Raw genomic sequence first — 25,852 nt, 5'->3', positions numbered from 1 at the left:
AGCGGCCTCCTCGTACCAGGGCGTGTGACCGCAGGGTACGGCAGTAGGCTGCCCGCCGTGTTGCTCCAGTGGAACGAGCCACTTCACCTGAAACCCCAGCGCATCCTCGTCGCCGGCGCCTCCGGCGCGGGCAAGACCACCATGGTCGGCGAGCTGGGCCGGATCTTCGGACTGCCGACCGTGGAGCTGGACGCGCTCTACCACGGTCCACAGTGGATTCCCCGGCCCACCTTCCTTGCCGAGGTCACCGAGTTCGCCACCAGCGATGAGTGGGTCTGCGAGTGGCAGTACGACTCGGTGCGGCCGCTGCTGGCCGAACGCGCCGAGCTGATGGTCTGGCTGGACCACCCCCGGCGCACGGTGATCCAACGGGTCGCCTGGCGCACCTACCAGCGCCGCCGCCGCGGCGAGAAGCTGTGGAACGGGGAGGAGGAACCGCCGCTGCGCACCATCTTCACCGATCCGGAGCACGTGGTGCGCTGGGCCTGGTCCACCTATCCGAAGGTGCGGGCCAAGGTGCTGGAGCTGCTGCCGACCGAGCTGCCCGTGGTGCGGCTGCGCGGCCAGCGCCAGGTCGACGCCTGGCTGCGCGCCATCGCCGGCTGACGCTGTTGACACCACTGGCGGAAGCCGCTTACCGTCGCTTCTGTAAACGCTTTCATTCCGGGCTGGCGGGCGGATGAGGGGGCAGCATGCGGCAGCGCGCGTGGCCGGCCGCGGTGTTCCTGCTGCCCTGGCTGCTCGGCGCGGTCACGCTGACCCTGCTGCCGATGGCGGCCTCGCTCTACCTCTCCTTCACCGACTACAACCTGTTCGAGACCCCGCGCTGGGTTGGCCTGGACAACTACGTCGAGCTGTTCACCCAGGACGACCGCTACCGCACCGCGGTGCTGGTGACGTTGAAGTACGTGCTGGTGTCGGTGCCGCTGAAACTGCTGCTCGCCCTGGCCGTGGCGCTGCTGCTGAACTCCTTGCGCGGCAGGGGAAAGGCCTTCTACCGCTCGGCCTTCTACGCGCCCTCGCTGCTGGGCGCCAGCGTCGGCCTCGCGCTGGCCTGGCGCTCGCTGTTCGACCGCGGCGGCGCGGTGCCCTCGGCGCTGTCCGGCCTCGGCATCAGCACGCCGAGCTGGGTGGACGACCCGGACTGGGCGCTGTGGGCGGTGGTGCTGCTCTCGGCCTGGCAGTTCGGCGCGCCCATGGTGATCTTCCTGGCCGGGTTGCAGCAGCTCCCGCCGGACCTGCTGGACGCGGCCGCGGTGGACGGCGCCGGCTGGTGGCGGCGGCTGCGCAGCGTGGTCCTCCCGGTGCTCTCGCCGGTGATCTTCTTCAACCTGGTGCTGGAGGCCATCCACGCCTTCCAGGCCTTCACCTCGGCGTTCATCATCAGCTCCGGCCGCGGCGGACCGGCCGACGCGACCCTGTTCTACACCCTCTACCTCTACGAACGCGGCTTCGGCGACTTCCGGATGGGCTACGCCGCCGCGATGGCCTGGGTGCTGCTCGCGGTGATCGCGCTGGTCACCGCGCTGCTGTTCCGCTCGGCCCGGCGCTGGGTGTTCTACGGCGACGACCTGGCGGCCCGATGACCGCCCGCCGCCTGCGCGTCCTGGCCACCCACCTGCTCGCGGTCGCCGCGCTGCTGCTGGTGCTCTACCCGCTGGCCTGGCTGCTGACCGCCTCGGTCCGCCCGGTCGAGGAGCTGCTCGGCGCGCTGAACACGTTGTGGCCCAAGGTGATCGATCTCTCGGGCTTCCGGCAGGCGCTGGAGGGGGCGGGCGGCGTCGGGTTCGGCGCCTTCCTGGGCAACTCGCTGCTCGTGGCCACCGGCACCGCGCTGGGCAACGTGGTCTCCTGCGCGCTGGCCGGGTTCGCCTTCGCCCGCCTGCGGTTCCGGCTGCGCGGCCCGCTGTTCGCCTTCGCGCTGCTGACCATCATGCTGCCCGCGCACGTCACGCTGATCCCGCAGTACGTGCTGTTCCAGCGCACCGGGCTGGTCGACACCTTCGTGCCGCTGGTGCTGCCGAAGGTGCTGGCCACCGACGCCTTCTTCGTCTTCCTGATGGTGCAGTTCATGCGCGGCATCCCCAGGGAACTGGACGAGGCGGCCACCATCGACGGCTGCGGCCCGTTCACCACCTTCCGGCACATCGTGCTGCCGCTGGCCAGGCCCGCGGTGGTGACCACCGCGCTGTTCAGCTTCATCTGGGCCTGGAACGACTTCTTCACCCAGCTGGTCTACCTCAACTCCGCGGACAACTACACGATCCCGGTCGGTCTCCGGCTCTTCGTCGACCAGACCTCCGCTTCCGCCTACGGCGCCATGTTCGCCATGTCAGTGCTGTCCCTGGTGCCGATACTCCTGTTCTTCCTTGCCTTCCAACGCTTCCTGGTTCAAGGTGTAGCGACCTCGGGCCTGAAGGGGTGAGCGCCGATGGCGGATCGGACGCCGGCCGGCCACCTGCGCGGCTCCGCCGTGTGGTGGGACCGCCTGTCCACGCTGTCCGACACCGTGCTGCTCGGCCTGCTCGTCGCGGCCTGCGCGGTGCCGGTGCTGACCCTGCCCGCCGGGTTCGCCGCCGCCTGCGCGGTCACCGCCCGCTGGCGCCACGGCGAGGCCCCGGCGCTGCTGCCGGTCTTCCGCGCCACCCTGGGCAACGGCCTGCGCCGCCACCTGCTCGCCGGGACCGGCTTCCTCGCGGTGACCGCGCTGCTCACCCTGAACCTGATGCTGCTGGCCGACCTGGAGCTGCCCGGCGGCTGGGTGCTGCACTGGCTGGTCCGCCTGGTCACCCTGTGCGCCTTCGCGCTGCTCCTGCTGGCCGCGGCCATCGTCGGCGCCACCGGCCGCGGCTGGCTGGCCGCCGCCCGCGTGGCCTACGACAAGGCGGTGCTCGACCCCGGCGGCTTCCTGCTGGTGGCCTTAGCCCTCGCCGCGGCCGGGGCGCTGGTGTGGGCGCTGCCACCACTGCTGCTGGTGGTCGCCGGACCGCTCGCGGTCGCGGCCACCGCGGTCAGCCTGCGCGAGGAGCCCTAGCCGCTGTGCAGCGGCGTCCAGCCCACCCCGTCCACGGTGTGCCGGAACGCGGTGCCCTCCACCAGCAGGTAGCCGGTGCGGATCCGCTGGACCCGGGAGTTGGCAGGCAGCTTCTCCTCGCGGACCGCCTGCCGGAAGGACCGCGCGCCGTCCTCGAGCACCCAGCTCCGGCCCTCGAGGTCGAGCGCGACCAGCTGCCCGCCGGGCCGGGGCAGCAGGCTGGTCATCGAGCGCGGGTGCTCCTCCCGCCTGCCGTCCTGCCAGAGGAGCTCCCAGCGCTCGCCGCGCTGGCGGTACAGGGTCGAACGGCTGGCCGTGGCCGACTCCGCCTGCCCGCCCTGGGTCATCAGCTGGATGAAGGTGACCTCGCCGGACTCGGCCACCGAGACCTGCACCAGCGTGCCGTCGCCGCCCGGCGGCAGCTCGGCCAGCTGCCAGCCGCGGCCCTGATCGGCGCTGGTGGCCACCACCGGCCGCCCGTCCCGCTTGCCGACCACCCGCCAGCGGCCCTTGCGGTCCGGGAACGGCAGCGGGCGCGCCTCAGTCAGCGGCGGCAGGGTGCGCAGCTCGGCCCGCCGCCCGGACTCCGGCAGCAGCACCGTGATCTCCGGCTGGCAGGTCGTCCCCGGTGGGCAGTGCCGCTCCAGCTGGGCGCCCGCCGGGATCGAGTCCACCGGTGCGGCGTCCTCGGTCACCTTGCGCCAGCTGCGCCCCCGGTCCGCGCTGAACCAGTGCGGACCGTTGTTGCCCCGCACGACCAGCCGCTGCTGCCCCAGCGCCGTCACCTCGACCCACAGCCGCGAACGCTCGCCGCGCAGCTCCTCCGGCAGGTCGGTGAAGGTGATCCCGCCCTCCTCGGACTCCATCAGCGTGTGCGCGCAGCGGAGTTCGGTCCGCTCCCGGCAGTGCCCGAGTACACCGAAGAAGTGCCGCCCGGCGACCACGTCCACCGAGCGCAGCCGCGGCACCGCGGGCTCCTCGGCCACCGTGGTGCTCGGCGACGGAGGCGCCGGCTCGGTGTCCTCGCGCAGCACGACCACCGTGGCCACCAGCACCGCCGTGATCGTCGCCCCGGTCAGCAGCGCCCGCCGCCGCGCGGACAGCTCGGTCACCGGCGACCACCCCCTCGTCCCCCGGCGTCCCCGATCGGCCAAGGCTACCGGCGCTCAGCCCGGCACGGGGGCGTCCGCCGTCGGGGTGACTAGCGCGGCCCCGCCACCTCCGCCGCCCGGTACGCCGCCGCCGTCACCCAGGGCAGCTCGACCGTGCCCCGGCTCAGGTTGACGTAGAGGGCGCGCGCGTGCGTCACGTACCGGTGCCGCCGCATCAGGTAGCCGTACTGCGTCGCCCGGTGGTAGTCGCCCTGGCACACCGTCGAACCCGCGCCCTGCCGGGGGCACCAGATGCCCCAGTCCGCGGTCTTCGTGCCGCCGAGCTCACCGAAGGCGGTGGTCGCGGTGGTCGCGTCGGGCAGCGGGAGCACCACCACCGAGACCAGGACCTGGTCGGAGTGGTCCACGTAGGTCGCGGCGAGCATGGTGGTGCACCTGGCCCGGCGCAGCGCGTCCCGCACCGGCGCCCGCTCGGAGTTGCCCAGACAGCTCTGCTGGCCGCCGCTGCGCAGGGTGTACTCCACGTTCTTGCTGTCCCGGAAGGACTTCGGCAGCAGCGCGTCGGTGGTCAGCGGGGTGCGGTCGGTGTCCTGCCGGTCCAGGCTCTTCGGGTCGACGGCGGTGCTGGCCGGGGCGGCGGTGCTGGTGGGGGCGGCGGTGACGCGCTGCGCGGTGGTGGCCGGGGTGGTGCGCCCGGTGGTGGTGCGCCCGGTGGTGGCCTCGGTCGTGCGCGCCGTGGTGGTGCTCGTGCTCAGGCCGAGGCCGCCGTTGACGAAGTTGGCGAACGGCTGGTGCTGGGAGTACGCCAGCACCAGCACCGCGATGGTGCCCAGCACCGCCGCCACCACCCGGCCGGACCGCGCGGGCGGTTCCACCACTGGCGGCGGCGGGATGTCATCGGTCAGCGTGGTCGAGGCCGGGTCGAGCAGCTGCCGCGCCTCGGTCGCGCTGGGCCGCTGCACCGGATCCTTGGTCAGCAGCCGGGTGATCAGCGGCGCCAGCTCACCCGCGTGCCGCATCGGCGGCGGCTCCTCGAACCGGATCGCGTCCAGGGTCGAGCGCGGCGGCTCCCGCCGGAACGGCGAGACGCCCTCCACCGCCCGGTAGAGCGTCACCCCCAGCGAGAACAGGTCGCTCGGCGCGGCACCGGCCTGTCCGGCAGCCCGCTCCGGCGACAGGTACTCCAGGGTGCCGATGATCATCCCGGACTCGGTGACCTGCGGGTCGGCCTCGTGCACCGCGATGCCGAAGTCGGTGAGCAGCACCTCGCCGCCCTCGGCCAGCATCACGTTGGCGGGCTTGACATCCCGGTGCGTGATCCGCGCCGCGTGCACCGCCTCCAGCGCCGCCAGCAGCGCCGTCGCGACCTCCCGGACCTCGGCCACGGGCAGCCTGCGCCGCTCCTTGATCCGCTCACCCAGCGACCGCCCGGCCACCAGCCGCATCACCAGCCACGGCTTGTCGTCCTCGATCACGATGTCGTGCACCGGCACGATGTTCGGGTGCTCCCGCAGCGCGGCGGCGTTGCGCGCCTCCCGCTCCGCGCGGGTCAGCCGCTCGGCGTGCTGCTCCTGGGACAGCGCGGGCGGCAGCCACACCTCCTTGACCGCCACCGGCACCCGCAGCGTCTCGTCGTAGGCCCGCCACACCCGCCCGAACCCACCGGCCGCCAGCCGTTCGGCCAGCCGGTAGCGCCCGCCGACCAGCCGCCCGGTCCGCGCTTCCTCCTGTGCCATGAACCCCCACCAGGCATCCGGCTCCGCAGTGAGCCACCCACTCTGCCCGGCGCGGCGGCGGGAAAGATATCGGTAGGAGTACCGATTCCGGCACAGCTCAGCGCTTGCCCCGCCCCATGCCCCTGACCAACAGCATCACCGACTCGCGGACCTCCTCGCGGGTCCGCTGCCGCTGGAAGGTCTGCCAGTCCAGCGCCACCACCAGCAGCGTGCCGAACAGCGCCGCCGAGGCGGTGCCCACCTCCACCCCGCACAGCCGCCCGGCGTCCGCGTGCCGTTGCAGCACCCGCTTGACGATGGCCACGATGTCATCGCGCAGTAACGACAGCGTGCCGTGGAACTGCCCCGGCGTCCGCCACATCTCGCTCACCAGCAGCTGCGCGAACTCCGGGTACTCGCCGAAGAACAGCAGCGCCCCGTCCACCAGGGTCTCCACCGAGGACTCGGTGTCCGGCACCTCCTCGGCCCGGCGCAGCTGCCCGGCCAGCAGGTCCACCCCGTGCCGCAGCAGCGCCTCGACCAGGCCGTCCTTGCTGCCGAAGTTGTAGTAGACGGTGCCCTTGGCCACCCCGGCGCTGGCCGCGATCTCGTCCACGGTGACCCCGGCCGCGCCGCGCTCGCCGATCAGGCGCAGCGCGGCGTCGAACAGCTTCTGCTTGCTGGTGGTCTTCCGCACCGCCTTCGCCGCGGTGTTCACAGCACCAGCTCCGGCTTGAGCTTCGTCGGCGTCCACACCCGTTGTTTGTAGGCGGCCAGGCAGGACAGCGCCAGCCCCAGCACCAGGTACATCGAGAGCACCGTGACGTCCTCCCACACCGGGCCCAGTCCACCGCCGTAGAGCAGGTGCCGGTTGCCGTCGACCACGTAGGACAGCGGCAGGATCAGGTGCAGCGGCTTGAGCGGGTCGGGCACGGTCTGCCAGGGGAAGGTGCCGCCCGCGGTGGTCAGCTGCAACACCAGCAGCACCAGGCCGACGAACTTGCCAGCCGGGCCCAGCAGCGCGTTCAACCCGTGCAGCACCGCGGTGAAGGCCAGCGAGGTCAGCAGCATGAAGCCCAGCGCGCCCCACGGCCGGGCCGGGCTGATGCCCAGCGCCAGTGTCACCACGCCGAAGAGCATCGCGGTCTGCACCGCGCCGAGCACCGCGGCGGGCAGCCAGCCGCCCAGGGCCACCCTGACCGGGTTGGCGCCGGAGGCCAGCGCGCGCCGGGACAGCGGGCGCAGCAACAGGAACAGCACGAACGCGCCGATCCACAGCGCGAGGCCGAGGAAGAACGGGGCCAGGCCGGAACCGTAGTTGGGCGCCTGGTTCTCCCCGACCGCGCGGACCGCGACCGGGTCGCCGATGGTGCGCGCGGTGGCCTTGCGGGTCTCGTCGTCCGGGTTCGGGATCTGTTCGGCGCCCTCGGCCAGCTTGCCGTGCAGCTCGCCGTTGCCGTCGCTGACCTTCTTCGCGCCGTCCTGCAGCTCCGCGGTGCCCGAGTAGAGCTTGCCGGAGCCGTCGTCGGCCTTGCGCACGCCGTCCCGCAACGTCTTCGCGCCGTCGGCCAGCTTCTTCGCCCCGTCCGCGGCCTCGCCGATCTTGCCGGTCAGCTCGGCGCTGCTGGCGGCCAGGGTCTTCGCGCCGTCGGCGACCTGCTTGGCCCCGTCGGCGAGCTGCTTGACCTGGCCGGCCGCGCCCTGGATCTTGTCGTTGGTCTCCCGCACCGGTTTCCCGGCCTCGGTGACCGCGGCCAGCACCCGCTGCACCTGCTCCTCGGCCAGGCCCAGCTCGCGCAGCCGCTTGGCCAGGTCCTCCTTCTTGCCGGTGAGGAAGTCCACCAGGTGCTGCGAGCCCTCGGCGACCGTGCCCGCCTTCTGCGCCAGCTGCGCGTTGCCGTCAGCGACCTTGGCCGCGCCGTCGGCCAGCTGCTTGGTCTTGCCGGGCAGCGGCGCGGTCTTCTCCTTCATGGTGGCCATGCCCGCGGCCAGCTCACCGTTCTTGGCCGCCAGGGTGTCCGCGCCGACGGCCAGCTTGTCCAGGCCGGTGTGCAGCTCGTTGATCTTCTCCCGGGCGGTGCCCACCCCGTCGGAGACCTTCTTCGAACCGTCGGCCAGCTTCCCTGCCCCGTCGGCGGCCTCCAAGGTCTTGTCCCGCAACGTGGAGAAGCCCATCAGCAGTCGGTCCGCGGCCTCGGTGCCCGCGTCCGCCGCGACCGCCCGCCGCACCTCGCTGACCACCTTGTCCGCGATGGTGCGCACGATGTAGTTGTTGGCGTCGTTGGTGGTCAGGATCAGCGTGCCCTGCCTCGGCTCGAACTTGCCCGGCGAGGCCAGCGCGGCGGAGAAGTCGGCGGGCAGGGTCAGCGAGAAGGTGTACTTGCCGTCCCGCACCCCGGTCTCGGCCTCCTGGGCGTCCACCCGGTGCCAGTCGAAGGCCTCGGAGTTGGCCAGCTTGTCCGCGACCTTCTCCCCGGCGCGCAGGTCCCCGCTGCCGGTGTCGGCCACCACCAGCGCGGCGGGCACGTCCTTGAGCTTGCCGTAGGGATCCCAGTTCGCGTACAGGTACAGCGCGCCGTAGAGCAGCGGCACCAGGGCCAGCGCGACCACGGCGAGCTTGGGCAGCTTGCCCGCGGTGATCCGTTGGAACTCGCCCTTGGCCAGGCGGAAGGCAGTCATCGGGTCTCGTCCTCAGTGTTGCTCGCGGTGGCCGTGTTGCTGACCGTGAAGGGGGGCGGCTGGAGCTGGCGGCCCAGCCGGGCCGCGGGCAGGTCCAGCAACCGCGCCGAGGTCTCGGTGCACAGCACCACCACCGCCCGGTCGCGGGTGGCGTGCGCCCTGGCGACGGTCCACCAGGTGTGCGGGTCGTCGCAGTGCCGGTCCGGGCAGTCCAGCACCAGCAGCCGGACCTCGGGCCGCTCGGCGGCCAGCTCGGTCAGCAGCCGGGTGCGCACGGTCGGCGGGATCCGGTCGAAGCGGGTGGTCGCGTGCTGCTCGGCGTCGTGCCGCCGCAGCCAGTCCCGCACCGCGGCCCGCCCGGCAGGCTGGCCCGCGAAGGAGAGCTCCTCGCCGACCACGGTGCGCAGCGGCAGCGCGTCCTCCGGCTCGGTCACCCCGGGGGCGTCCACCACGGCGACCCGCTTGCGCAGCGCCGCGTCGTCGCGCCGCCCGTCCACGGTGACCTCGCCTGCCGAGGGCGCCATCCGCCCGGCCAGCATCAGCGCCAGCGGGGTGTGCCCGGTGCCGGGCTCCCCGGCGACCAGGGCGACCTGTCCCGCGTGCACCCGCAGCGTGGTCGGCCGCAGCAACGGGCCGTGCGCGCCGTTCACGCCGACTTCCCTGGCCAGGATCTCCACCGGGTGCTCTCCTCGCGGGCTCTTTACCAACTCTTTGAACTGACCGGTCAGTTCAAATTGTCCCCGCAAGCGTCGGCGCGCGCAACTCGGACAGACCGCGCGGAGCTAACGAAGCGCCCCCGCGGGCCGGATCTCCCACATCGTCCACAGCGGCCGGTAGCCCTGCCGCGACCAGAACACCGAGGACAGCGGGTTGGGCGGGTTGAAGTACAGGTAGCTGCCGGCCACCCCGGCCGCGGCGAACTCCGCGTGCGCGGCCGCCATCAGCAGCTGCCCCACTCCGGACCCGCGCGCCCCCGGCAGCACCGACACGCAGTTCACATACCCCCAGCGCCCGCGCGGCAGCCGGGCCGCCGCCGCGGTCCTGGGACCGGAGTCGGTCCAGCCGCACTCGGCCAGCCCCACCGGCACCCCGTCGTGCTCGGCCAGCCACACCGGGTCGCCCGCGCGCAGCCGGTTGGCCAGCGCCTCCCGCTTCAGCGCCGCCGCGTCCGGCCGGACCACCGCCGAGCCGACCAGCGCCGAGTACGCCAGCTCCAGCATGGACAGCTCCACCGCCGCGCCCAGGTCGGCCTGCCGGGCCCTGCGCACGGTCAGCGGGCCGGGGGAGGGGGCGGCGGACTCGCGCCGCTCGCGCACCGCCAGCACGGACAGCGGGACCAGGCCGTGGTCCAGCAGCGCGCGGGTGGCGGCCACGTCCCGGCTGGGCCAGTTCAGCACGCAGGCGGAGTCCGGGTCGAAGTCGGCCTGCCCGGCCATCCGGTGCTGCCAGGCCCGCAGCAGCGCGTCCATGCCCGCCCGGCCGCTGGCGCCCAGCACCGGCACCAGCTCCCACACCCTGGCCGCCGACCACAGCCGGTTCGCCGAGCCGGGCGGGTACTCGGTGAGCTCCACCATCCCGGCCACCCGGCCGCCGTCGGGCAGCGCCGCGCTGACCGCGTCCCCGCGCACCGGCCCCGCCGCCGGCGGCAGCAGCGGGTCCAGACCGGCGAAGTGCGCGGTCTGCGCGGCCAGCAGGTCACCGACCAGCGTCATGGACCGGCCTTGTGGCAGCGGAAGATCGCGGTGCCGGGGAAGAGCTCACCGCGCAGCGGGCTCCACTGGCCCCACTCGCGGGTGTGACCCTCCGGCCACTCCGGTTCCAGCAGTTCGTCCAGCAGCAGCCCGGCCCGGTTCAGCTCGCGCAGGTAGTCGCCCATGGTCCGGTGGTGCTCGACGTAGGTCGGCGTGCCGTCCTCGTCGACCTCCAGGTACGGGGTGCGGTCGAAGTAGGACTGCATGGCGACCAGCCCGGCCTCGCCCGGATCGTCCGGGAAAATCCACCGCATCGGGTGAGTCACGGCGAAGACCCACCGCCCGCCCGGCTTGAGCACGCGATGGACCTCGGAGAGCAGCAAGCCGAGATCGGCCACGAACGGGACCGCGCCGAACGCGCTGCACACGGTGTCGAAGGCCCCGTCGGCGAAGGGCAGCTGGTCCCCGCTGGCCTGCACCAGCGGCACCCGCACCCCGACGTCCAGGCCGGCCTGCCGGGCGTGCCGCAGCATCCCGGCCGAGACGTCCAGGCCGACCGCGTGCGCGCCCTGGGTGGCCAGCCAGCGCGCGCAGGCCGCCATCCCGCAGCCCATCTCCAGGATTCGCCGCCCGGCCAGCTCGCCCAGCAGGCCGAGGTCGCGCTCCAGCAGCCCCTCCGGGCACCAGACGAACTCCGCCTCGCCCAGGAACTCCGCGTGTTCTGCCTGGTAGTCGTCGGCGTCGGCGTCCCACCAGACCCGGCTGGCCAGCCGCGACTCCTCGGCGTCCACCCGGCGTTTGACCACCTTCGATGTGCCGAGAACCCGCTCGGCGGTGGCGTGGCGGTCCTCCGCTGGCGCGGCCACGGCTGCTCCTTCTGGCTAAAGACACCCCACCGGGTTTGCCCGGCGATCGAGAGGGTGCGTACGATACTGAACGCGCTATAGGTGCGCTCTGCCCGGAACCGGCACTGTTGTGGATCTCCCCGTCGGCTGCGTTGGCTGGAGCCGCGCCGCCGGGCGCGAGCTTCACCCACAACTTCAGTCCGTATCGACACCCAATCCGTACCGGAGCAACCCACCTAATGTCCACCGACACCACCACCGTTCCCGCCGCGGCCGCGCAGGTCGCCATCAACGACATCGGGACGGCGGAGGACTTCCTCGCCGCCATCGATTTGACCATCAAGTACTTCAACGATGGCGACATCGTCGAAGGCACCATCGTCAAGGTCGACCGTGACGAGGTGCTTCTCGATATCGGCTACAAGACCGAGGGCGTCATCCCCTCGCGCGAGTTGTCGATCAAACACGACGTCGACCCCGCCGAGGTTGTCACTGTCGGTGATCACGTCGAGGCCCTCGTTCTCCAGAAGGAGGACAAGGAAGGCCGTCTGATCCTCTCCAAGAAGCGTGCTCAGTACGAGCGCGCCTGGGGCACCATCGAGGCGCTCAAGGAGAAGGACGAGCCGGTCAAGGGCACCGTCATCGAGGTGGTCAAGGGTGGGCTCATCCTCGACATCGGGCTGCGCGGCTTCCTGCCCGCCTCCCTGGTCGAGATGCGCCGCGTGCGCGACCTCCAGCCGTACGTCGGCCGCGAGCTCGAAGCCAAGATCATCGAGCTGGACAAGAACCGCAACAACGTGGTCCTGTCCCGCCGCGCGTGGCTCGAGCAGACCCAGTCCGAGGTCCGCAGCGAGTTCCTCAACCAGCTGCAGAAGGGCCAGGTCCGCAAGGGCGTCGTGTCCTCCATCGTCAACTTCGGCGCCTTCGTCGACCTTGGCGGTGTGGACGGCCTCGTGCACGTCTCCGAGCTGTCCTGGAAGCACATCGACCACCCCTCCGAGGTGGTTGAGGTCGGCCAGGAGGTCACCGTCGAGGTGCTCGACGTCGACATGGAGCGCGAGCGCGTCTCCCTGTCGCTGAAGGCCACCCAGGAAGACCCGTGGCGCCAGTTCGCCCGGACCCACGCGATCGGCCAGATCGTGCCGGGCAAGGTCACCAAGCTGGTTCCGTTCGGCGCGTTCGTCCGGGTGGACGAGGGCATCGAGGGCCTGGTCCACATCTCCGAGCTGGCCGAGCGCCACGTGGAGATCCCGGAGCAGGTCGTCCAGGTCGGCGACGACGTCATGGTCAAGGTCATCGACATCGACCTGGACCGCCGCCGGATCTCGCTGTCCCTGAAGCAGGCGAACGAGGGCTTCACCGCGGACTCCGAGTTCGACCCGACCCAGTACGGCATGGCCGCCGAGTACGACGCCGAGGGCAACTACATCTACCCCGAAGGCTTCGACCCGGAGACCCAGGACTGGCTCGAGGGCTTCGACAAGCAGCGCGAGGAGTGGGAGAAGCAGTACGCCGAGGCGCGTGCCCGCTACGACGCCCACATCAAGCAGGTTGTCAAGGCCTCCGAGGCCGACGCCGAGGCCGCGGCCGCTGGCACCACCGGCGAGGGCGGCGCCCCCGCCAGCACCGGCGGCGGCAACTACAGCTCCGGCAGCGACAGCAGCGGCACCCTGGCCAGCGACGAGCAGCTGGCCGCCCTCCGCGAAAAGCTCTCCGGCGGCGCCTGATCCCCAGGCCGCTAGCGAGCTAGCAAGCTAACCCCTCGGCCCCGCACCCCCACAGGGTGCGGGGCCGAGCCATATCCACCCCACCCTCGCCCCCCACCCAAACCCCCGCCGCCCCACCCCGCCCAAACCCCCGCCACCACACTTCCCCAGTCCCCAGTCCCCAGTCCCCAGCACGCCCCTCGCTTCGCCCCGTCTCGCTTCGTCTCGCCCCGCCCCGCTTCGGCCCCTGCCCCTGCCTCGCCCCGGCTCAGCCCCGCCCGTGTCGCCCCAGCTCGGCGGGACCTCAGCCCCGCCGACTCCATCCCCGCCAGACTCACCCCGCCCCTGCAATTCCCCGCCCCACCTGCGGCATCGCCCGCCCCGCCAGCTCGCCCCAGCGCTAACCTCGCCCCGGCCCCGGCCCCGGCCCCGGCCCCGGCCCCGGCCCCGGCCCCGGCCCCGGCCCCGGCGCGCCATTCCCCCGATTCGCTGCCGCGCGACACCCGCCCCCGGCACTACGTTGATCCCATGACCAGGGTGCTCGTCCTCGCTGTCGCCGCTGTGTTCGCCGCGCTGACCGCCTGTTCCAGCGGCGAAACGCCCAAGGACAACCCGGCCCCGCCCGTGCCCGCGCCGGCCACCAGCACCAGTCCCAGCAGTGCCGCGCCACCGAAGCCGCTGGCCAAGGACTGCGCCGACGTGCTCACCGCCGCCGACGTCGAGACCGCCCTCGGCAAGACCAACGGCGGCACCGGGGTCCGGTCCGTGGTCGGTGTGCCCGAGCCCAAGATCGGGCGGACCGGGCGGCTCGGGTGCTACTACGTGCCGCCGAGGGATGCGCCGGCGGGGCAGGCGGGTTCGGCGCTGGTTGAGCTGGGGCTGGCGACCTATGCCGACGAGGCGGCGGCGTTGAAGCGGGTGCGGGCCACCGTGGAGACCGAGCGGGGCAAGGGGGCTGCGGTCAACGACGTGCAGGTGGGGTCGGACAAGGCGGTGCTGGTGGTGGCGGAGAAGCAGCGGACGCTGGTCTACGCGGTCGGGCGCAGCACCATCGCGTTGACCTTGCCCAGCGGCGTGGTGCCCGACGACCGGGCCGGTCCGGCGCTCGCCGGGCTCGCGGCCAAGGTCGCGGCGGCCGCGCCGCGCTGACCTGGCAGACTGCCTTTCCGTGTTGCGCATTGGGTTGACGGGTGGCATGGGTGCTGGCAAGTCGACGGTGGCCGGGCGGCTCGCCGAGCACGGGGCGGTGGTCATCGACGCCGACCGGATCGCGCGCGAGGTGGTCGAGCCCGGCACCGACGGGCTGGCCGAGATCATCGCGGAGTTCGGCGACCGGGTGCTGGCCGGGGACGGGTCGCTCGACCGCGCCGCGCTGGGCGGGATCGTCTTCCAGGACGAGGCGGCCCGGCTGCGGCTCAACGCCATCGTGCACCCCAGGGTCGGCGCCCGCACCGCCGAGCTGATCGAGGCCGCCCCCGCCGACGCGATCGTGGTCTACGACGTGCCGCTGCTGGTGGAGAACGGCCTGGCCCCCGGCTTCCACCTGACCATCGTGGTGCACGCCCCGGTCGAGGAGCGCGTCCGCCGCCTGGTCACCTCCCGCGGCGTGCCGGAGCAGGACGCGCGGGCCCGGATCGCGGCCCAGGCCACCGACGAGCAGCGGCTGGCCGTGGCCGACGTGTGGCTGGACAACAGCGGCTCGCCCGACCTGCTCATGCCGGTGATCGACGCGCTGTGGACGGACCGGCTGGTCCCGTTCGAGGCCAACGTCCGGCTGCACCGCAGGGCCGAGCGCGGCAGCGCCCACATCGTGGACTACCAGCCCGACTGGCCGCGGCGGGCCGAACGCCTGATCAACCGGATCCGCGCGGTCGCGGGGGAGCGGGCGCTGCGGGTGGACCACATCGGGTCGACCTCGGTGCCCGGCCTGGCCGCCAAGGACGTGATCGACCTGCAGCTCACCGTCGCCGCCATCGAGACCGCCGACGAGCTGGCCGTTCCGCTGACCGAAGCCGGGTTCGCGCCGGTGCCCTGGGCCGACCGGGACAACCCCAAGCCCACCGACCCGGATGTGACCCGCTGGCAGAAGCGCCTGCACTCCTCATCCGACCCCGGACTCGCGGCCAACCTGCACCTCCGGGTCGCGGGCATGCCGAACCAGCGGTTCGCCCTGCTGTTCCGGGACTGGCTGCGCGCCGTGCCCGCCGAGCGGGTCGCCTACGAGCAGATGAAGCGGGAGCTGGCCGAACGCCTCGCCGGTGAGCCCACAGCGAAGGAGTACGCGCTCAGCAAGGAGCCGTGGTTCGACCAGGCGTTCGAGCGGGCGAACCTCTGGGCCGAGGACAGCGGCTGGTCGCCGGTCTGAGCTACAGCGGCGGCCAGATCTCGTAGACGCCCCGGGAGGTCAGCCAGGCGCCCAGATCGTGCCGGTGCCTGCTGATCTCCTCCAGGGTGCGGTGCACCACGCGCAGCGCCAGGTCGGCGTCCGCGGAGCGCAGCACCTGACCGGCGACCGCGGCGGCGAACTCCTCCGAGCGCACGATGCGCGCGGTGGTGCCGCCGGGCACGGCGAGTCCGAGCAGGAGGTCGGTGGTGCGCCATGCGCGGGTGTCCCGCTGCACGCGCACCGCGGTCAGCACACTCGGCGCGGTCCGCGCATGGCGGGAACGCGGCCGATAATGAGTCAGCCGGAGACTGAGATCTGGCAGCAACCAGGTCACCTCGGCCTCAGCGAATGGATCTTCCGGAGTCCAGCACTCCGTACGAAGACCCCACGGTTCCACCCGGCACTCGGAGAGTTCCCGGGTTGTTCCCGACGAATAACTGCGCACCGCGGTGAACGTGTCGACCACGTCGACCAGCTGCGGAGTGATGACCGCGCCCACAACCCCAGACAGTAGTGGGAGGGGCGCGAGCCGTGACAAGCCGGGTCGTTTTGTTACATCACGGCTGGTAAGCGAATCGGTATCGATCGGGTAGGGCGAGGCGACACGCGACCAACGGCGGTTGACCGCGCTGACACACGGCGACTAATGGGCTATTCGGTTCGCCAGGTCAGGGAAATACCTTCGGCCGCCAGCCACTTCTCGGTTAGGTAATCATATCGGGTGATGCCTTCCACCGCATGATGCACTGTCTGCAATGCCCGTTCGGCCGTTGGAGTGTTTATCAGGCCCGCGTTCACCGCCGCCAGTAGTTCGTCGGTGTCCAGCACCTCCAGCCGTTCGCCGGGGTAGACCACGATGTCCAGGTAGTGGTCCACGCTGCGCCACACGCCGGGGCCGCGCTCGACGTCGACGATGTCCAGGTAGAGGTAGTGCCGTCGCACCCGCTCCGGCCGGAACGTCCAGTTCGACACCCGCAGCCCGAGTTCCGGCAGCAACCAGCTCTGCAGGTAGGTCATCTTCGGGTGGTCGACCACCGGGCGGGCGAGGTAGAGACCGAACGGCTCGACCCGGTACTCCTCGACCCGCCGCACGAACCCCTTGGGGTCGGTGTTGGTCATCGCGGCGAGGTCGAACAGCTCCACCTTCGGCGGATGGATGTGCGGGCTCTCGGCGGCTGCGCTCATCATGCCGCCATCCTGCCCAGGCCAGGTTGCGGATGATTCCGCTGACGGAACCAAAACGGTTACACGAAACGGTGAACTTGGCTGGTCCTGCCGACCTAAGATCCCGCCCAGCCACCGGTGTGGGACCGGTGGCCTCGTACTGGGGGCAGGGGCTTGTTCGGGATCATTCGGCCTTGCCGGCACCGGCTGCCGGAACTGCTGCGCGCGGCCTGGTGGGCGCACCTGTGCGGGCTGTGCCTGGCCCTGCGGGACGCACACGGTCACCTGGCGCGGGCGGCCACCAACTACGACGGCTTGGTCATCTCCGCGCTGGTGGAAGCCCAGCGGACCGGGACCAAGGCCCGTCGCGCCGCCGGTCCCTGCCCGCTGCGCGGCATGCGCGGGGCGGAGGTCGCGGTGGGCGAGGGCGCCCGGCTGGCCGCCGCGGTGTCCCTGCTGCTGGCCTCGGCCAAGATCGCCGACCACGTCACCGACCGGGACGGCCCGTTCGCCTCCCGCGCCGGCGCGCACGCCGGGCGCAGGCTGGCCGCGCGCTGGCACCGGCAGAGCACCGCGGAGTCGCGGATCGTCGGCTTCGACAGCGAGCTGGTGTTCGCCGCGATCGACCGCCAGAGCGGGCTGGAGTCCGCGGTCGGTCCGGGCAGCTCGGTGCTGACCGTCACCGAACCCACCGAGACCGCCACCGGTGCCGCGTTCGCGCACACCGCGGTGCTGGCCGGTCGCCCGCACAACGCCGCGCCCCTCGGTGAGGCCGGACGCCAGTTCGGGCGGATCGTGCACCTGCTCGACGCGGTCGAGGACCGCGCGGCCGACGCGGCCATCGGCTCGTGGAACCCGCTGACCGCCACCGGCACCGGCCTCGCCGAGGCCAGGCGGCTGTGCGAGGACGCGGTGCGGGGCGTCCGGCTCGCGCTCAAGGAGACCGAGCTGGCCGACCAGGGGCTGGTGCACGCCCTGCTCGCGCACGAGCTGGAACACGCCGTCGACCGGGTCTTCGCCCAGCAGCAGGACCCGCCCACCGAGCCGTTCCCGATGCTGGAACCGCCACCCGAGCAGGTCCCGAGGGGCAAGCGCGCCCGGTGGCCGTGGGTGGCCGGTTGCTCCGGGCTGGCGCTCGCCGTCTGCGGGGGCTGCGCGGCCTGCGCGCGGTCCTGCCGCACGGACGGGCTGCGCTGCAACACCGAGGGCTGGGACCGGTGCGTGGCCGGGTGCAACCAGTGGTGCCAGGGCCAGTGCGGCGGCTGCTGCGACGGCTGCTCGAGCTGTGACTGCGGCAACTGTGACTGCGGCAACTGTGGCGGCGCCTGCGGCAACTGCGCCGACGGTTGCCAGTGTCAGTGTTGACGAGGGGGACTGACGATGTTCGGAATCATCCGGCCGTGCCGGCACCGGTTGGACGAGTCGCTGCGCGCGGCCTGGTGGGCGCACCTGTGCGGCCTGTGCCTGGCCCTGCGTGACGACCACGGCCAGGTCGCGCGCACCGCGACCAACTACGACGGCCTGGTCATCTCCGCGCTGGTGGAGGCCCAGCAGAACGGTGCCCGAGCCCGACGCAAGGCCGGCCCGTGCCCGCTGCGCGGCATGCGTGGCGCGGAGATCGCCAACGGGGACGGGGCCCGGCTGGCCGCGGTGGTGTCGCTGATCCTGGCCTCGGCCAAGATCTCCGACCACGTCGCCGACGCGGACGGCGTCTTCGCCGCCCGGCCGGTGGCCGGGGTGGCCCGCAAGCTCACCGCCCGCTGGGCCGAGCGCGCCGGACGCACCGGCACCGTCCTTGGCTTCGACACCGCGGTGCTGCTGGACGCGGTGCACCGGCAGCCCGAGGTGGAGGCCGCGGCCGGGCTGGGCAGCTCGGTGCTCGCGGTGACCGAACCGACCGAGACCGCCACCGGCGCCGCGTTCGCGCACACCGCGGTGCTGGCCGGTCGCCCGCACAACGCCGCGCCCCTTGGCGAGGCCGGTCGGCTGTTCGGCCGGATCGTGCACCTGCTGGACGCGGTCGAGGACCTGGAAGCCGACCGGGCGGCCGGGGCCTGGAACCCGCTGCTGGCCACCGGTGTGGACCTGGCCGAGGCGCGGCGGCTGTGCGATGACGCGGTGCTGGGCGTCCGGCTCGCGCTCAAGGAGGCCGAGCTGACCGACCAGCGGCTGGTGCACGCCCTGCTCGCGCACGAGCTGGACCAGGCGGTCCGGCGCACCTTCGCCCAGGCCGACCCGCACGCGCCCGAACGGGACACCCCGCACAAGCACGAGGCCCCCGAGACCAAGGGCAAGCAACGCGGACTGGTCCTGGGCTGCGGAGTGGCCGCGCTGTCCCTGTTCACCTGCCAGACCTGCTGCGCCACCGAGTACCACGACCCGTGGACCGGGGAGCGCAAAGAGGGCTGGTGCCACCGGGACAACTGCTGCACCAACTGCTGCGGGGAGTGCTGCAACCCCTGCGGCTGCTGCGAAGGCTGCTGCTCCAACTGCTCCTGCGACTGCTAGACGCAGCGTCGCCGCTCTGGGGGCCGCGTCGGCGTGCGACCCCGGACCATGGTCACTTCTCCGGAGTGGCGCCCGGTCAGCTCGCCCGCGGACTTCAGTCGGGCCGTCGAGGGCGGTGATCGGGTAGCGGCCCTCGGCGTAGGTGCACCGCACGCCCGACTGGTCTTGGCATCCGGAGGACGCGGGCGTGGCGCCGGGGCAGAGCTCAGAGACGGCCGCGCTGGTCTTGGCGTTGGTTGCCGTTGAGGGTCGTTGAGCCGCACCCCGACCACCGCAGGCCTGGCCGGTCCCGGTGGGAGGCTGCCGGAGACCGAGCCGGCTTCGGCGGCGGCCGCAAGGACGGATCCCTCCGGAGTCGGTCGGACGCATTCGGCCGGGTGGGGAGACCGGTGCGGGAAGACCCAGGTTGTCGCGGGTCATCGGCGTACCTCGCCCCAGTCCTCCACGGCGTCGGACCGGTCGGCGGGCGCGGACCGGGTGGCCAGCTCGCGCAGGCGGGCCAGACCGGCGAGCACCTCGGCGCGGTTGGCCGCCGCCTTCATCCAGGGTGGTAGCCGGGAGAGCATCGACCGGTTCGACCGGGGCTTGCCGCGTTCCCGCAGCTGGGCGCCGACGTAGGCGGTCAGCTCGGTCACCTGGTCGAGGTTGTAGGCCCAGAGGACCTCTCCGGCGCACCGCGCCTGCAACCACAGTGGTCGTCTGAAGTACGGGTCCTCGGGGCCGCCCAGTGCCACACCGGCCGACCCCTTGGCCGCGGGGTCCCAGTCCGCGGTTGTGCCGCAGCCGGCGCAGACCAGCCGGCGCGGGGTGAACACCAGCTCGTCCCAGGACTCCGGCTTCGGCAGGCCGGGTCTGGGCACGACGGCCGCGCGGCCGCCGCAGCGGGGGCACACGATGAGGACGTGGCCGACGAAGTGCGACAGCCACTGGCCTGAGTCGTGGTGGCGGAGCTGGTGCTGGGGCGCTGTGTTCACGTTGGCCACCATGGCAGGGGCCGGGTCAGCGGTGAAATCAGTTATCCACAGGGTCGGCCGATGGCTGGAGTTATCCACAGGCCCCGGTGGGCGGGATCGCCGACTGTCGGTGCCTGCGCCTACAGTCGCAGACGTGGCTGAAGCACCCGTGATCGCACACTCGCAGTTCCGTCCCGTCGGCGACGTCGTCCGCACCGACGGGCGATTCCGCATGGTCGCCGACTACCAGCCCGCGGGCGACCAGCCCGCGGCCATCGAGGAGCTGGAACGGCGGATCAACGCGGGCGAGGAACACGTGGTGCTGCTCGGCGCCACCGGCACCGGCAAGTCGGCCACCACCGGCTGGCTGGTGGAGCGGCTGCAGCGGCCGACGCTGGTGCTCGCGCCGAACAAGACCCTGGCCGCCCAGCTGGCCAACGAGCTGCGCGAGTTCTTCCCGGACAACGCGGTCGAGTACTTCGTCAGCTACTACGACTACTACCAGCCCGAGGCCTACGTCCCGCAGACCGACACCTACATCGAGAAGGACTCCTCGACCAACGACGAGGTCGAGCGGCTGCGCCACTCCGCCACGATGAGCCTGCTGACCAGGCGCGATGTCATCGTGGTCGCCTCGGTGTCCTGCATCTACGGCCTCGGCACGCCGCAGGAGTACCTGGACCGGTCGGTGCGGCTGAAGGTCGGCGACGAGGTCGTGCGGGACGAGCTGCTGCGCGCGCTGGTGGACGTGCAGTACGCCCGCAACGACATCGCCTTCGCCCGCGGCACGTTCCGGGTGCGCGGGGACACCGTGGAGGTGATCCCGGCCTACGAGGAGCTGGCCGTCCGGATCGAGTTCTTCGGCGACGAGATCGACAAGCTGTACTACCTGCACCCGCTCACCGGCCAGATCGTGCGCGAGGTCGACGAGCTGCGGGTCTTCCCGGCCACCCACTACACCGCCGGTCCAGAGCGGATGGAGCGGGCGATCAGGGACATCGAGGCCGAGCTGGCCGACCAGCTGGCCAAGATGGAGAAGCAGGGCAAGCTGCTGGAGGCGCAGCGGCTGCGCATGCGCACCGCCTACGACATCGAGATGATGCGCCAGGTCGGCTTCTGCTCCGGCATCGAGAACTACTCCCGGCACATCGACGACCGGCCGGCCGGCTCGGCGCCCGCCACGTTGATCGACTACTTCCCGGAGGACTTCCTCCTGGTCATCGACGAGTCGCACGTGACGGTGCCGCAGGTCGGCGGCATGTTCGAGGGTGACGCCTCGCGGAAGCGGACCCTGGTGGAGCACGGGTTCCGGCTGCCCAGCGCGCTGGACAACCGGCCGCTGAACTGGGAGGAGTTCTGCGACCGGATCGGGCAGACGGTGTACCTGTCGGCCACGCCGGGCCCGTACGAGATGGGGCAGGCGCGCGGTGAGTTCGTCGAGCAGGTCATCCGCCCGACCGGCCTGCTCGACCCGGAGGTCGTGGTCAAGCCCACCGAGGGCCAGATCGACGACCTGGTGCACGAGATCCGGCTGCGCGCCGAACGCGACGAGCGGGTCCTGGTCACCACGCTGACCAAGAAGATGTCCGAGGACCTCACCGACTACCTGCTGGAACTGGGCATCCGGGTGCGGTACCTGCACTCCGAGGTGGACACCCTGCGCCGGATCGAGCTGCTCCGGCAGCTGCGGCTGGGCGAGTTCGACGTGCTGATTGGCATCAACCTGCTGCGGGAGGGCCTGGACCTGCCCGAGGTGTCCCTGGTGGCGATCCTGGACGCGGACAAGGAAGGGTTCCTGCGCAGCGGCACCAGCCTGATCCAGACCATCGGCCGGGCCGCCCGCAACGTCTCCGGCCAGGTCCACATGTACGCGGACAAGGTCACCGACTCGATGCGGCACGCCATCGACGAGACCAACCGCCGCCGCGAGAAGCAGATCGCCTACAACAAGGCGGCCGGCATCGACCCGCAGCCGCTGCGCAAGAAGATCGCCGACATCCTGGACGTGGTCTACGCCGAGGCCGAGGACACCGACTCGGTGGAGATCGGCGGTTCCGGCCGCAACGTCAGCCGCGGCAAGAAGCCGGCCGGCGGGCGGGGCACCAGCGGCGTGCTGGTCGAGCGGGACGTCAAGGGCATGCCGCGGGCCGAGCTGGCCGACCTGATCCAGCAGCTGACCGACCAGATGATGAACGCGGCCCGCGAGCTCCAGTTCGAGCTGGCCGGTCGGTTGCGCGATGAGATCGCCGACCTGAAGAAGGAGCTGCGCGGGATGGACGCGGCCGGCGTGCAGTGACCGCGTGCCGGGTACTGGCGCGGCCCGGCAGCACGGTCGGTCGGTTCGCCCGACCGCTGGGGTTCGCCGCGGCCACGGGCGCTCGGTTCAGCGGGGACTGGTAGGAGACCGGGGAGCCGGCTCGGCGGCGGCGCTGGGCCGGGTGGCGAAGGGGGAGCTGGGACGCCCTGGTCGACCCGGAGGGGCTTGGGCCTCGGCGGTACTTCCAGCGGGTGCCGGCGGAGAAGGCGGGCAAGAACCGCGTGCCCCTGGACATCCGCGCCAGCAAGGGCGCTGAGGACGAGACTGAGCGGGCCCGTCTGGTCGGCGAGCACGTCGCGCGGCTGGTCGCGGCGGGTGCCAGGGTGCTGTGGGAGGTTGACGAGCCCACGGGCCGGTGCACCGTGCTGGCCGATCCCGAGGGCGATGAGTTCTGCGTGGCCTGAGGCGTCATCGGCCGGCCGCGAACCGCGACAGGGGCGGCGTGGCGGGTGCGGGGTCAGGGCAGGGTGGCCAGGAGGGCCGTTGACTGCTCGATGCCCAGGGGGTGGCCGCGTTCGGTGAAGACGGCCAGGGCCGCTTCCGCGGCTTCCCTGGCCGCCGGCAGTTCGCCCTCTGCCTGGCGGACCAGGGCCACCGTGTGCCAGGCCTTGCCTTCCAGGACGCCGAAGCCGAAGCGTTGGGCGACGGTGAGGGCGTTGTGGGCCCTGGCGGCGGCGGGGGCCAGCTCGCCCATGGACAGGTGGGTGAGGGCCAGCTCGGTGCTGACGGTGACCTCGCCGACGCGGAACTCCGCTTGGCGGATCATGGACAGGGCGCGTTCGCCGTGCTGGATGGCGTCTTCGTCCCGGCCGAGCAGGCGCAGGCACTGCGACATCGTGTTGAGCAGTTCCACCGCGACCACGCCGAGACCGGCCTCGGTGGCCACCCGGTGGCCCTGCTCGCACAGGCGCAGCGCGCCCTCGTGATCGCGCAGGGCGGAGCGTTGCTGGGCCAGGCCGCGCAGGGCCATGGACTCGATGTAGGCCATCTGGAACTGGGCGCCGAAGTCGCGGGCCTCGGTGTTGGCGGCCTGGGCCTCCTGGTAGCGGCCCAGCTCGTGCAGGGCGCAGCCCAGCTCGATCAGGCCGAAGGCCTCGGCCAGCGGGGACTTGGCCTTGCGGCTGAGCTCCACGGTGTGGGTGGCCAGGGCCAGGCAGCGGGCCAGGTCGCCGCGGGCGTAGGCCACGCCGGTCAGGCCGGAGAGGACCAGGGCCTGGTTGGGCAGGTCGTCCAGCTCCTCGAACACGCGCAGCGCCCTGGAGTGGTGGTCGTCGGCCTCGTCCAGCTGACCCCGGTCCCAGCGCAGCAGGCCCAGGATGTGCAGCACGCTGGCCTCCGAGGGCACGATGCCCAGGGTGCGGTAGCCGCTGAGCGCGGACTGGCAGTGCGCCTCGGCCCGGCTGGCCTCGCCGAGGCTCCAGTAGGTCTCGCCCAGGATGTCGTGCAGCACCGCCATGGCCAGGGTGTTGCGCTCGGCGGTGGCCGCGGTCAGGGCCGCGTTGATGGCGCCCAGCCAGCCGGGGAGCAGGCCGCGGAAGGTCATGGCGCAGCCGCGCAGCGCGTCGGCCAGCAGCCAGGCGCCGTCGTGCGGGCCGTGCTGGGCGGCGTGGTGGATGGCCGCGATCAGGTTGGCGCGCTCGTCGTCCAGCCAGGCCATCGCGGCGTCGGTGCTGTCGATGGCCACCGGACCGGCGAAGTCCTCCGCCCACAGCGCGGTGCCGACCAGCTGCGCCAAACCGGGTCCGAGCAGCTCGACCGCGGCGCTGGCGTGCCGCAGGTACCAGCCGATCAGGCCGCGCACCGCCCGGTCCCGTTCCTCCTGGGTGCGTTCGGCCTCGATCCGTTCCCTGGCGTACTGCCGCAGCAGGTCGTGGCAGCGGTAGCGGCCCGGTCCGGACTGCTCGACCAGGCTCGCGGTGCGCAGCTCGGCCAGCCGCTGCCTGGCCTGCGCCTCGGGCAGTCCGGCCAGCGCGGCCACCGCGGGCGCGGTCAGGTCGTCGCCGGTCATCAGGCCGAAGCAGGCGAAGACGTGCGCGGTCTCCGGTTGGAGCGCGCCGTAGGACAGGCCGAAGGTGGTGCGCACCGCGGCCTGTTCGTCGCCGTGCACGGTGAGCCGGCCCATCAGCCCGTCGGAGCCCAGCTCGGCGACGAACTCGGCCACCTCCTGCTCCGGGTGCACGGCCAGGTCGGCGGCGGCGATCCGCAACGCGAGGGGCAGGTGGGCGCAGCGGCGGGCCAGTTCGGCGGTGGCGGCCGGGTCGGCGGCCACCCGGTCCGCGCCGATGATCCGGGACAGCAGCCGCACCGACTCGGCGGTGGGCAGCACGCTCAGCGTCAGGGTGCGGGCGTCGTCGAAGGCGGCCAGCCCGCGCAGCGCGTCCCGGCTGGTCACCACCACCGCGCAGCCGGGGGTGGCCGGCAGCAGCGGCCGGACCTGGTCCGCGCTGCTGGCGTTGTCCAGGATGATCAGCACCCGCCGCTCGGCCAGCAGCGAGCGGAACAGGCCGGCCTGCTCGTCCAGCTCGGCAGGCACCCGTTCGGCCCGCACGCCCAGCGCGCGCAGGAACCTGGCCAGCGCCTCGGTCGGCCCGAGCGCGGGGCCCTGGGCGTAGCCGCGCAGGTTCACGTACAGCTGCCCGTCCGGGAACCGGTCCCGGACCTGGTGCGCCCAGTTCACCACCAGGGTGGTCTTGCCGACACCCGCGCTGCCGGTGACCGTGCCCAGCGGGCTGCCGTCCTCGATGCCGTCGAGCAGTCCGTCCAGCCAGGCCAGCGCGGCCTCCCGGCCGGTGAAGCTGCCGGTGGCCGGGGGCAGCTGGCGGGGCACCACCAGTTCCGGGCCCGCCGGTTCGGCCGCGCGCAGCAGGCTGGGGTCGCCGCGCAGGATTTGCTGGTGCAGCTCACGCAGCTCCAGCCCCGGCTCGATGCCCAGCTCGGCCCGCACCACCGCGCGGGCCTGCCGGTACGCCGAGAGCGCCTCGGCCTGCCGGCCGGCGCGGTAGAGCGCGAGCAGCAGCTGCGCCCACAGCTTCTCCCGCAGCGGGTCCTCGCCGAGCAGGCCGCGCAGCACCGCGGTGGCCGCGTCGTGCTGACCGGCGGCCAGCATCGCCGCCACCCGCACGTCCTGCACCAGCCAGCGCTGGTCCAGCGCGGCCGCGGCGGCCGCGCGGGCCGCCTCGGTGTCCAGCTCACTGAAGGGCGTGCCCCGCCACAGCTCCAGCGCCTCACCGGCCAGGCGCAGCGCGAGCTCGGCGTCACCGGCGCTGAGCGCGGCGCCCGCGTTGTGCAGCAGCTCGCTGAACACCGACAGGTCCAGCGCGTCGGCCGGCAGGTCCAGCCGGTAGCCGCCGGGCTGGCTGGAGATGCGCAGGTCGGGGTGCAGCTGGCGGCGCAGTTCCCAGACGTAGGTCTTGAGGTTGCCCGGCGCCGAGCGGGGAGGCTGCTCGCCCCACACCGCGTGCACCAGCGCCTCGGTCGAGACGGTGGCGCCCGCGTGCAGCGCGAGGGTGGCCAGCACCAGCCGTTGTTTGCGCGCGGCCAGGTGCACGGGTTCCCGGTCCGGCCCCCTCGCCGTCAGTGGACCGAGCACGTGCAACAACATCCACGGACCCCCAGTGGACTCCCGCTGGACCGGCGCTGGACCGGTCCGGGGCATCCTGTTCATGGTTCGGCACGGGCTCGCCCGGCCACCCGGGGTGGAGGACTCGTAGGTGGCCAGCCGGACCGTTCTGGGGAGGACGGG

The 25,852-nt window shown here is 72.7% G+C and carries 21 protein-coding genes and 1 pseudogene; 11 read left to right on the top strand and 11 right to left on the bottom strand.

Annotated features, from left to right (window positions below; all coding sequences use genetic code 11):
• The first annotated feature begins 57 nt into the window (after positions 1 to 57).
• The 4 genes from N8J89_RS30305 (at position 58) to N8J89_RS30290 (ending at position 3,034) form a co-directional block, all read left to right on the top strand.
• A complete protein-coding gene (locus N8J89_RS30305; protein ID WP_283660413.1) occupies positions 58 to 606 on the top strand; it encodes a P-loop NTPase family protein in 549 nt (182 codons plus the stop codon).
• A gap of 86 nt (positions 607 to 692) precedes the next feature.
• On the top strand, positions 693 to 1,586 hold the full coding sequence (locus tag N8J89_RS30300; RefSeq protein WP_283660412.1) for a carbohydrate ABC transporter permease: 894 nt from the start codon (positions 693 to 695) through the stop codon (positions 1,584 to 1,586).
• Positions 1,583 to 2,425 (top strand): carbohydrate ABC transporter permease, encoded by an 843-nt coding sequence (locus tag N8J89_RS30295; protein ID WP_283660411.1) that lies wholly within the window; start codon positions 1,583 to 1,585, stop codon positions 2,423 to 2,425. The genes N8J89_RS30300 and N8J89_RS30295 overlap by 4 nt, the downstream gene beginning before the upstream one ends.
• A 6-nt stretch (positions 2,426 to 2,431) precedes the next feature.
• Positions 2,432 to 3,034 (top strand): hypothetical protein, encoded by a 603-nt coding sequence (locus N8J89_RS30290; protein WP_283660410.1) that lies wholly within the window; start codon positions 2,432 to 2,434, stop codon positions 3,032 to 3,034.
• Here the strand turns inward: N8J89_RS30290 and N8J89_RS30285 are convergent.
• The 7 genes from N8J89_RS30285 to N8J89_RS30255 all read right to left on the bottom strand — a co-directional run bounded on the left by N8J89_RS30285 (position 3,031) and on the right by N8J89_RS30255 (position 11,097).
• Positions 3,031 to 4,146 (bottom strand): hypothetical protein, encoded by a 1,116-nt coding sequence (locus N8J89_RS30285; protein WP_283660409.1) that lies wholly within the window; start codon positions 4,144 to 4,146, stop codon positions 3,031 to 3,033. The two genes, N8J89_RS30290 and N8J89_RS30285, sit on opposite strands and share 4 nt — an antisense overlap.
• An 89-nt stretch (positions 4,147 to 4,235) precedes the next feature.
• Positions 4,236 to 5,882 carry a serine/threonine-protein kinase gene (locus N8J89_RS30280; protein WP_283660408.1) on the bottom strand — a complete coding sequence of 549 codons (1,647 nt, stop codon included), beginning with the start codon at positions 5,880 to 5,882 and terminating at the stop codon, positions 4,236 to 4,238.
• 97 nt (positions 5,883 to 5,979) lie between these two features.
• A complete protein-coding gene (locus N8J89_RS30275; RefSeq protein WP_283660407.1) occupies positions 5,980 to 6,579 on the bottom strand; it encodes a TetR/AcrR family transcriptional regulator in 600 nt (199 codons plus the stop codon).
• Positions 6,576 to 8,540, bottom strand: coding sequence for a YhgE/Pip domain-containing protein (locus N8J89_RS30270; RefSeq protein WP_283660406.1), 1,965 nt, complete (start codon positions 8,538 to 8,540; stop codon positions 6,576 to 6,578). The genes N8J89_RS30275 and N8J89_RS30270 overlap by 4 nt, the downstream gene beginning before the upstream one ends.
• The gene (locus N8J89_RS30265; protein ID WP_283660405.1) at positions 8,537 to 9,217 is read right to left on the bottom strand and encodes an ATP-binding cassette domain-containing protein; all 681 of its coding nucleotides are present in this window, start codon (positions 9,215 to 9,217) and stop codon (positions 8,537 to 8,539) included. Before N8J89_RS30265 ends, N8J89_RS30270 begins: the two co-directional genes overlap by 4 nt.
• A gap of 105 nt (positions 9,218 to 9,322) precedes the next feature.
• Complete coding sequence (locus tag N8J89_RS30260; protein ID WP_283660404.1) at positions 9,323 to 10,252, bottom strand: GNAT family N-acetyltransferase; 930 nt, start codon at positions 10,250 to 10,252, stop codon at positions 9,323 to 9,325.
• The gene (locus tag N8J89_RS30255) at positions 10,249 to 11,097 is read right to left on the bottom strand and encodes a class I SAM-dependent methyltransferase (RefSeq protein WP_283660403.1); all 849 of its coding nucleotides are present in this window, start codon (positions 11,095 to 11,097) and stop codon (positions 10,249 to 10,251) included. The genes N8J89_RS30260 and N8J89_RS30255 overlap by 4 nt, the downstream gene beginning before the upstream one ends.
• A 218-nt stretch (positions 11,098 to 11,315) precedes the next feature.
• On the opposite strand from N8J89_RS30255, the gene rpsA reads away from it, so the two are divergent.
• The 3 genes from rpsA to coaE all read left to right on the top strand — a co-directional run bounded on the left by rpsA (position 11,316) and on the right by coaE (position 15,147).
• Positions 11,316 to 12,803 carry a 30S ribosomal protein S1 gene (gene rpsA, locus N8J89_RS30250; RefSeq protein ID WP_283660402.1) on the top strand — a complete coding sequence of 496 codons (1,488 nt, stop codon included), beginning with the start codon at positions 11,316 to 11,318 and terminating at the stop codon, positions 12,801 to 12,803.
• A 507-nt stretch (positions 12,804 to 13,310) separates the two neighbouring features.
• Positions 13,311 to 13,931, top strand: coding sequence for a hypothetical protein (locus N8J89_RS30245; protein ID WP_283660401.1), 621 nt, complete (start codon positions 13,311 to 13,313; stop codon positions 13,929 to 13,931).
• 19 nt (positions 13,932 to 13,950) lie between these two features.
• Positions 13,951 to 15,147, top strand: coding sequence for a dephospho-CoA kinase (gene coaE, locus N8J89_RS30240; protein ID WP_283660400.1), 1,197 nt, complete (start codon positions 13,951 to 13,953; stop codon positions 15,145 to 15,147).
• Between the two features lies 1 nt (position 15,148).
• Here the strand turns inward: coaE and N8J89_RS30235 are convergent, their stop codons facing one another.
• The gene (locus tag N8J89_RS30235; RefSeq protein ID WP_283660399.1) at positions 15,149 to 15,493 is read right to left on the bottom strand and encodes a DUF402 domain-containing protein; all 345 of its coding nucleotides are present in this window, start codon (positions 15,491 to 15,493) and stop codon (positions 15,149 to 15,151) included.
• A 326-nt stretch (positions 15,494 to 15,819) separates the two neighbouring features.
• Positions 15,820 to 16,311, bottom strand: a complete 492-nt coding sequence (locus N8J89_RS30230) for a ribonuclease FAU-1 family protein (RefSeq protein WP_283660398.1) — start codon at positions 16,309 to 16,311, stop codon at positions 15,820 to 15,822.
• A 195-nt stretch (positions 16,312 to 16,506) separates the two neighbouring features.
• Between N8J89_RS30230 and N8J89_RS30225 the strand changes: the two genes are divergently transcribed.
• Positions 16,507 to 17,697, top strand: coding sequence for a DUF5685 family protein (locus N8J89_RS30225; RefSeq protein ID WP_283660397.1), 1,191 nt, complete (start codon positions 16,507 to 16,509; stop codon positions 17,695 to 17,697).
• A 15-nt stretch (positions 17,698 to 17,712) separates the two neighbouring features.
• Positions 17,713 to 18,840: a DUF5685 family protein gene (locus N8J89_RS30220; protein WP_283660396.1), complete on the top strand. Its 1,128-nt coding sequence runs from the start codon at positions 17,713 to 17,715 to the stop codon at positions 18,838 to 18,840.
• A gap of 416 nt (positions 18,841 to 19,256) precedes the next feature.
• Here the strand turns inward: N8J89_RS30220 and N8J89_RS30215 are convergent, their stop codons facing one another.
• Entirely contained in the window at positions 19,257 to 19,814 is a 558-nt protein-coding gene (locus N8J89_RS30215; RefSeq protein WP_283660395.1) for a hypothetical protein, read from the bottom strand.
• A gap of 133 nt (positions 19,815 to 19,947) precedes the next feature.
• Here N8J89_RS30215 and uvrB point away from each other — a divergent pair, with 133 nt between their 5' ends.
• Both uvrB and N8J89_RS30205 read left to right on the top strand, forming a co-directional pair.
• Complete coding sequence (gene uvrB, locus N8J89_RS30210; RefSeq protein ID WP_502868348.1) at positions 19,948 to 22,089, top strand: excinuclease ABC subunit UvrB; 2,142 nt, start codon at positions 19,948 to 19,950, stop codon at positions 22,087 to 22,089.
• 152 nt (positions 22,090 to 22,241) lie between these two features.
• A pseudogene (locus N8J89_RS30205) lies at positions 22,242 to 22,514 on the top strand (VOC family protein); the annotation flags it as partial.
• A 53-nt stretch (positions 22,515 to 22,567) separates the two neighbouring features.
• Here the strand turns inward: N8J89_RS30205 and N8J89_RS30200 are convergent.
• Positions 22,568 to 25,765, bottom strand: coding sequence for an AfsR/SARP family transcriptional regulator (locus N8J89_RS30200; protein WP_283660393.1), 3,198 nt, complete (start codon positions 25,763 to 25,765; stop codon positions 22,568 to 22,570).
• Between the last annotated feature and the right edge of the window lie 87 nt (positions 25,766 to 25,852).

The sequence above is a fragment of the Crossiella sp. CA-258035 genome (genome assembly GCF_030064675.1).
Classification (GTDB): Bacteria; Actinomycetota; Actinomycetes; order Mycobacteriales; family Pseudonocardiaceae; genus Crossiella.
The sequence above is the reverse complement of the archived record's forward strand: the minus strand, read 5'-3'. Positions and strand labels throughout refer to the sequence as shown.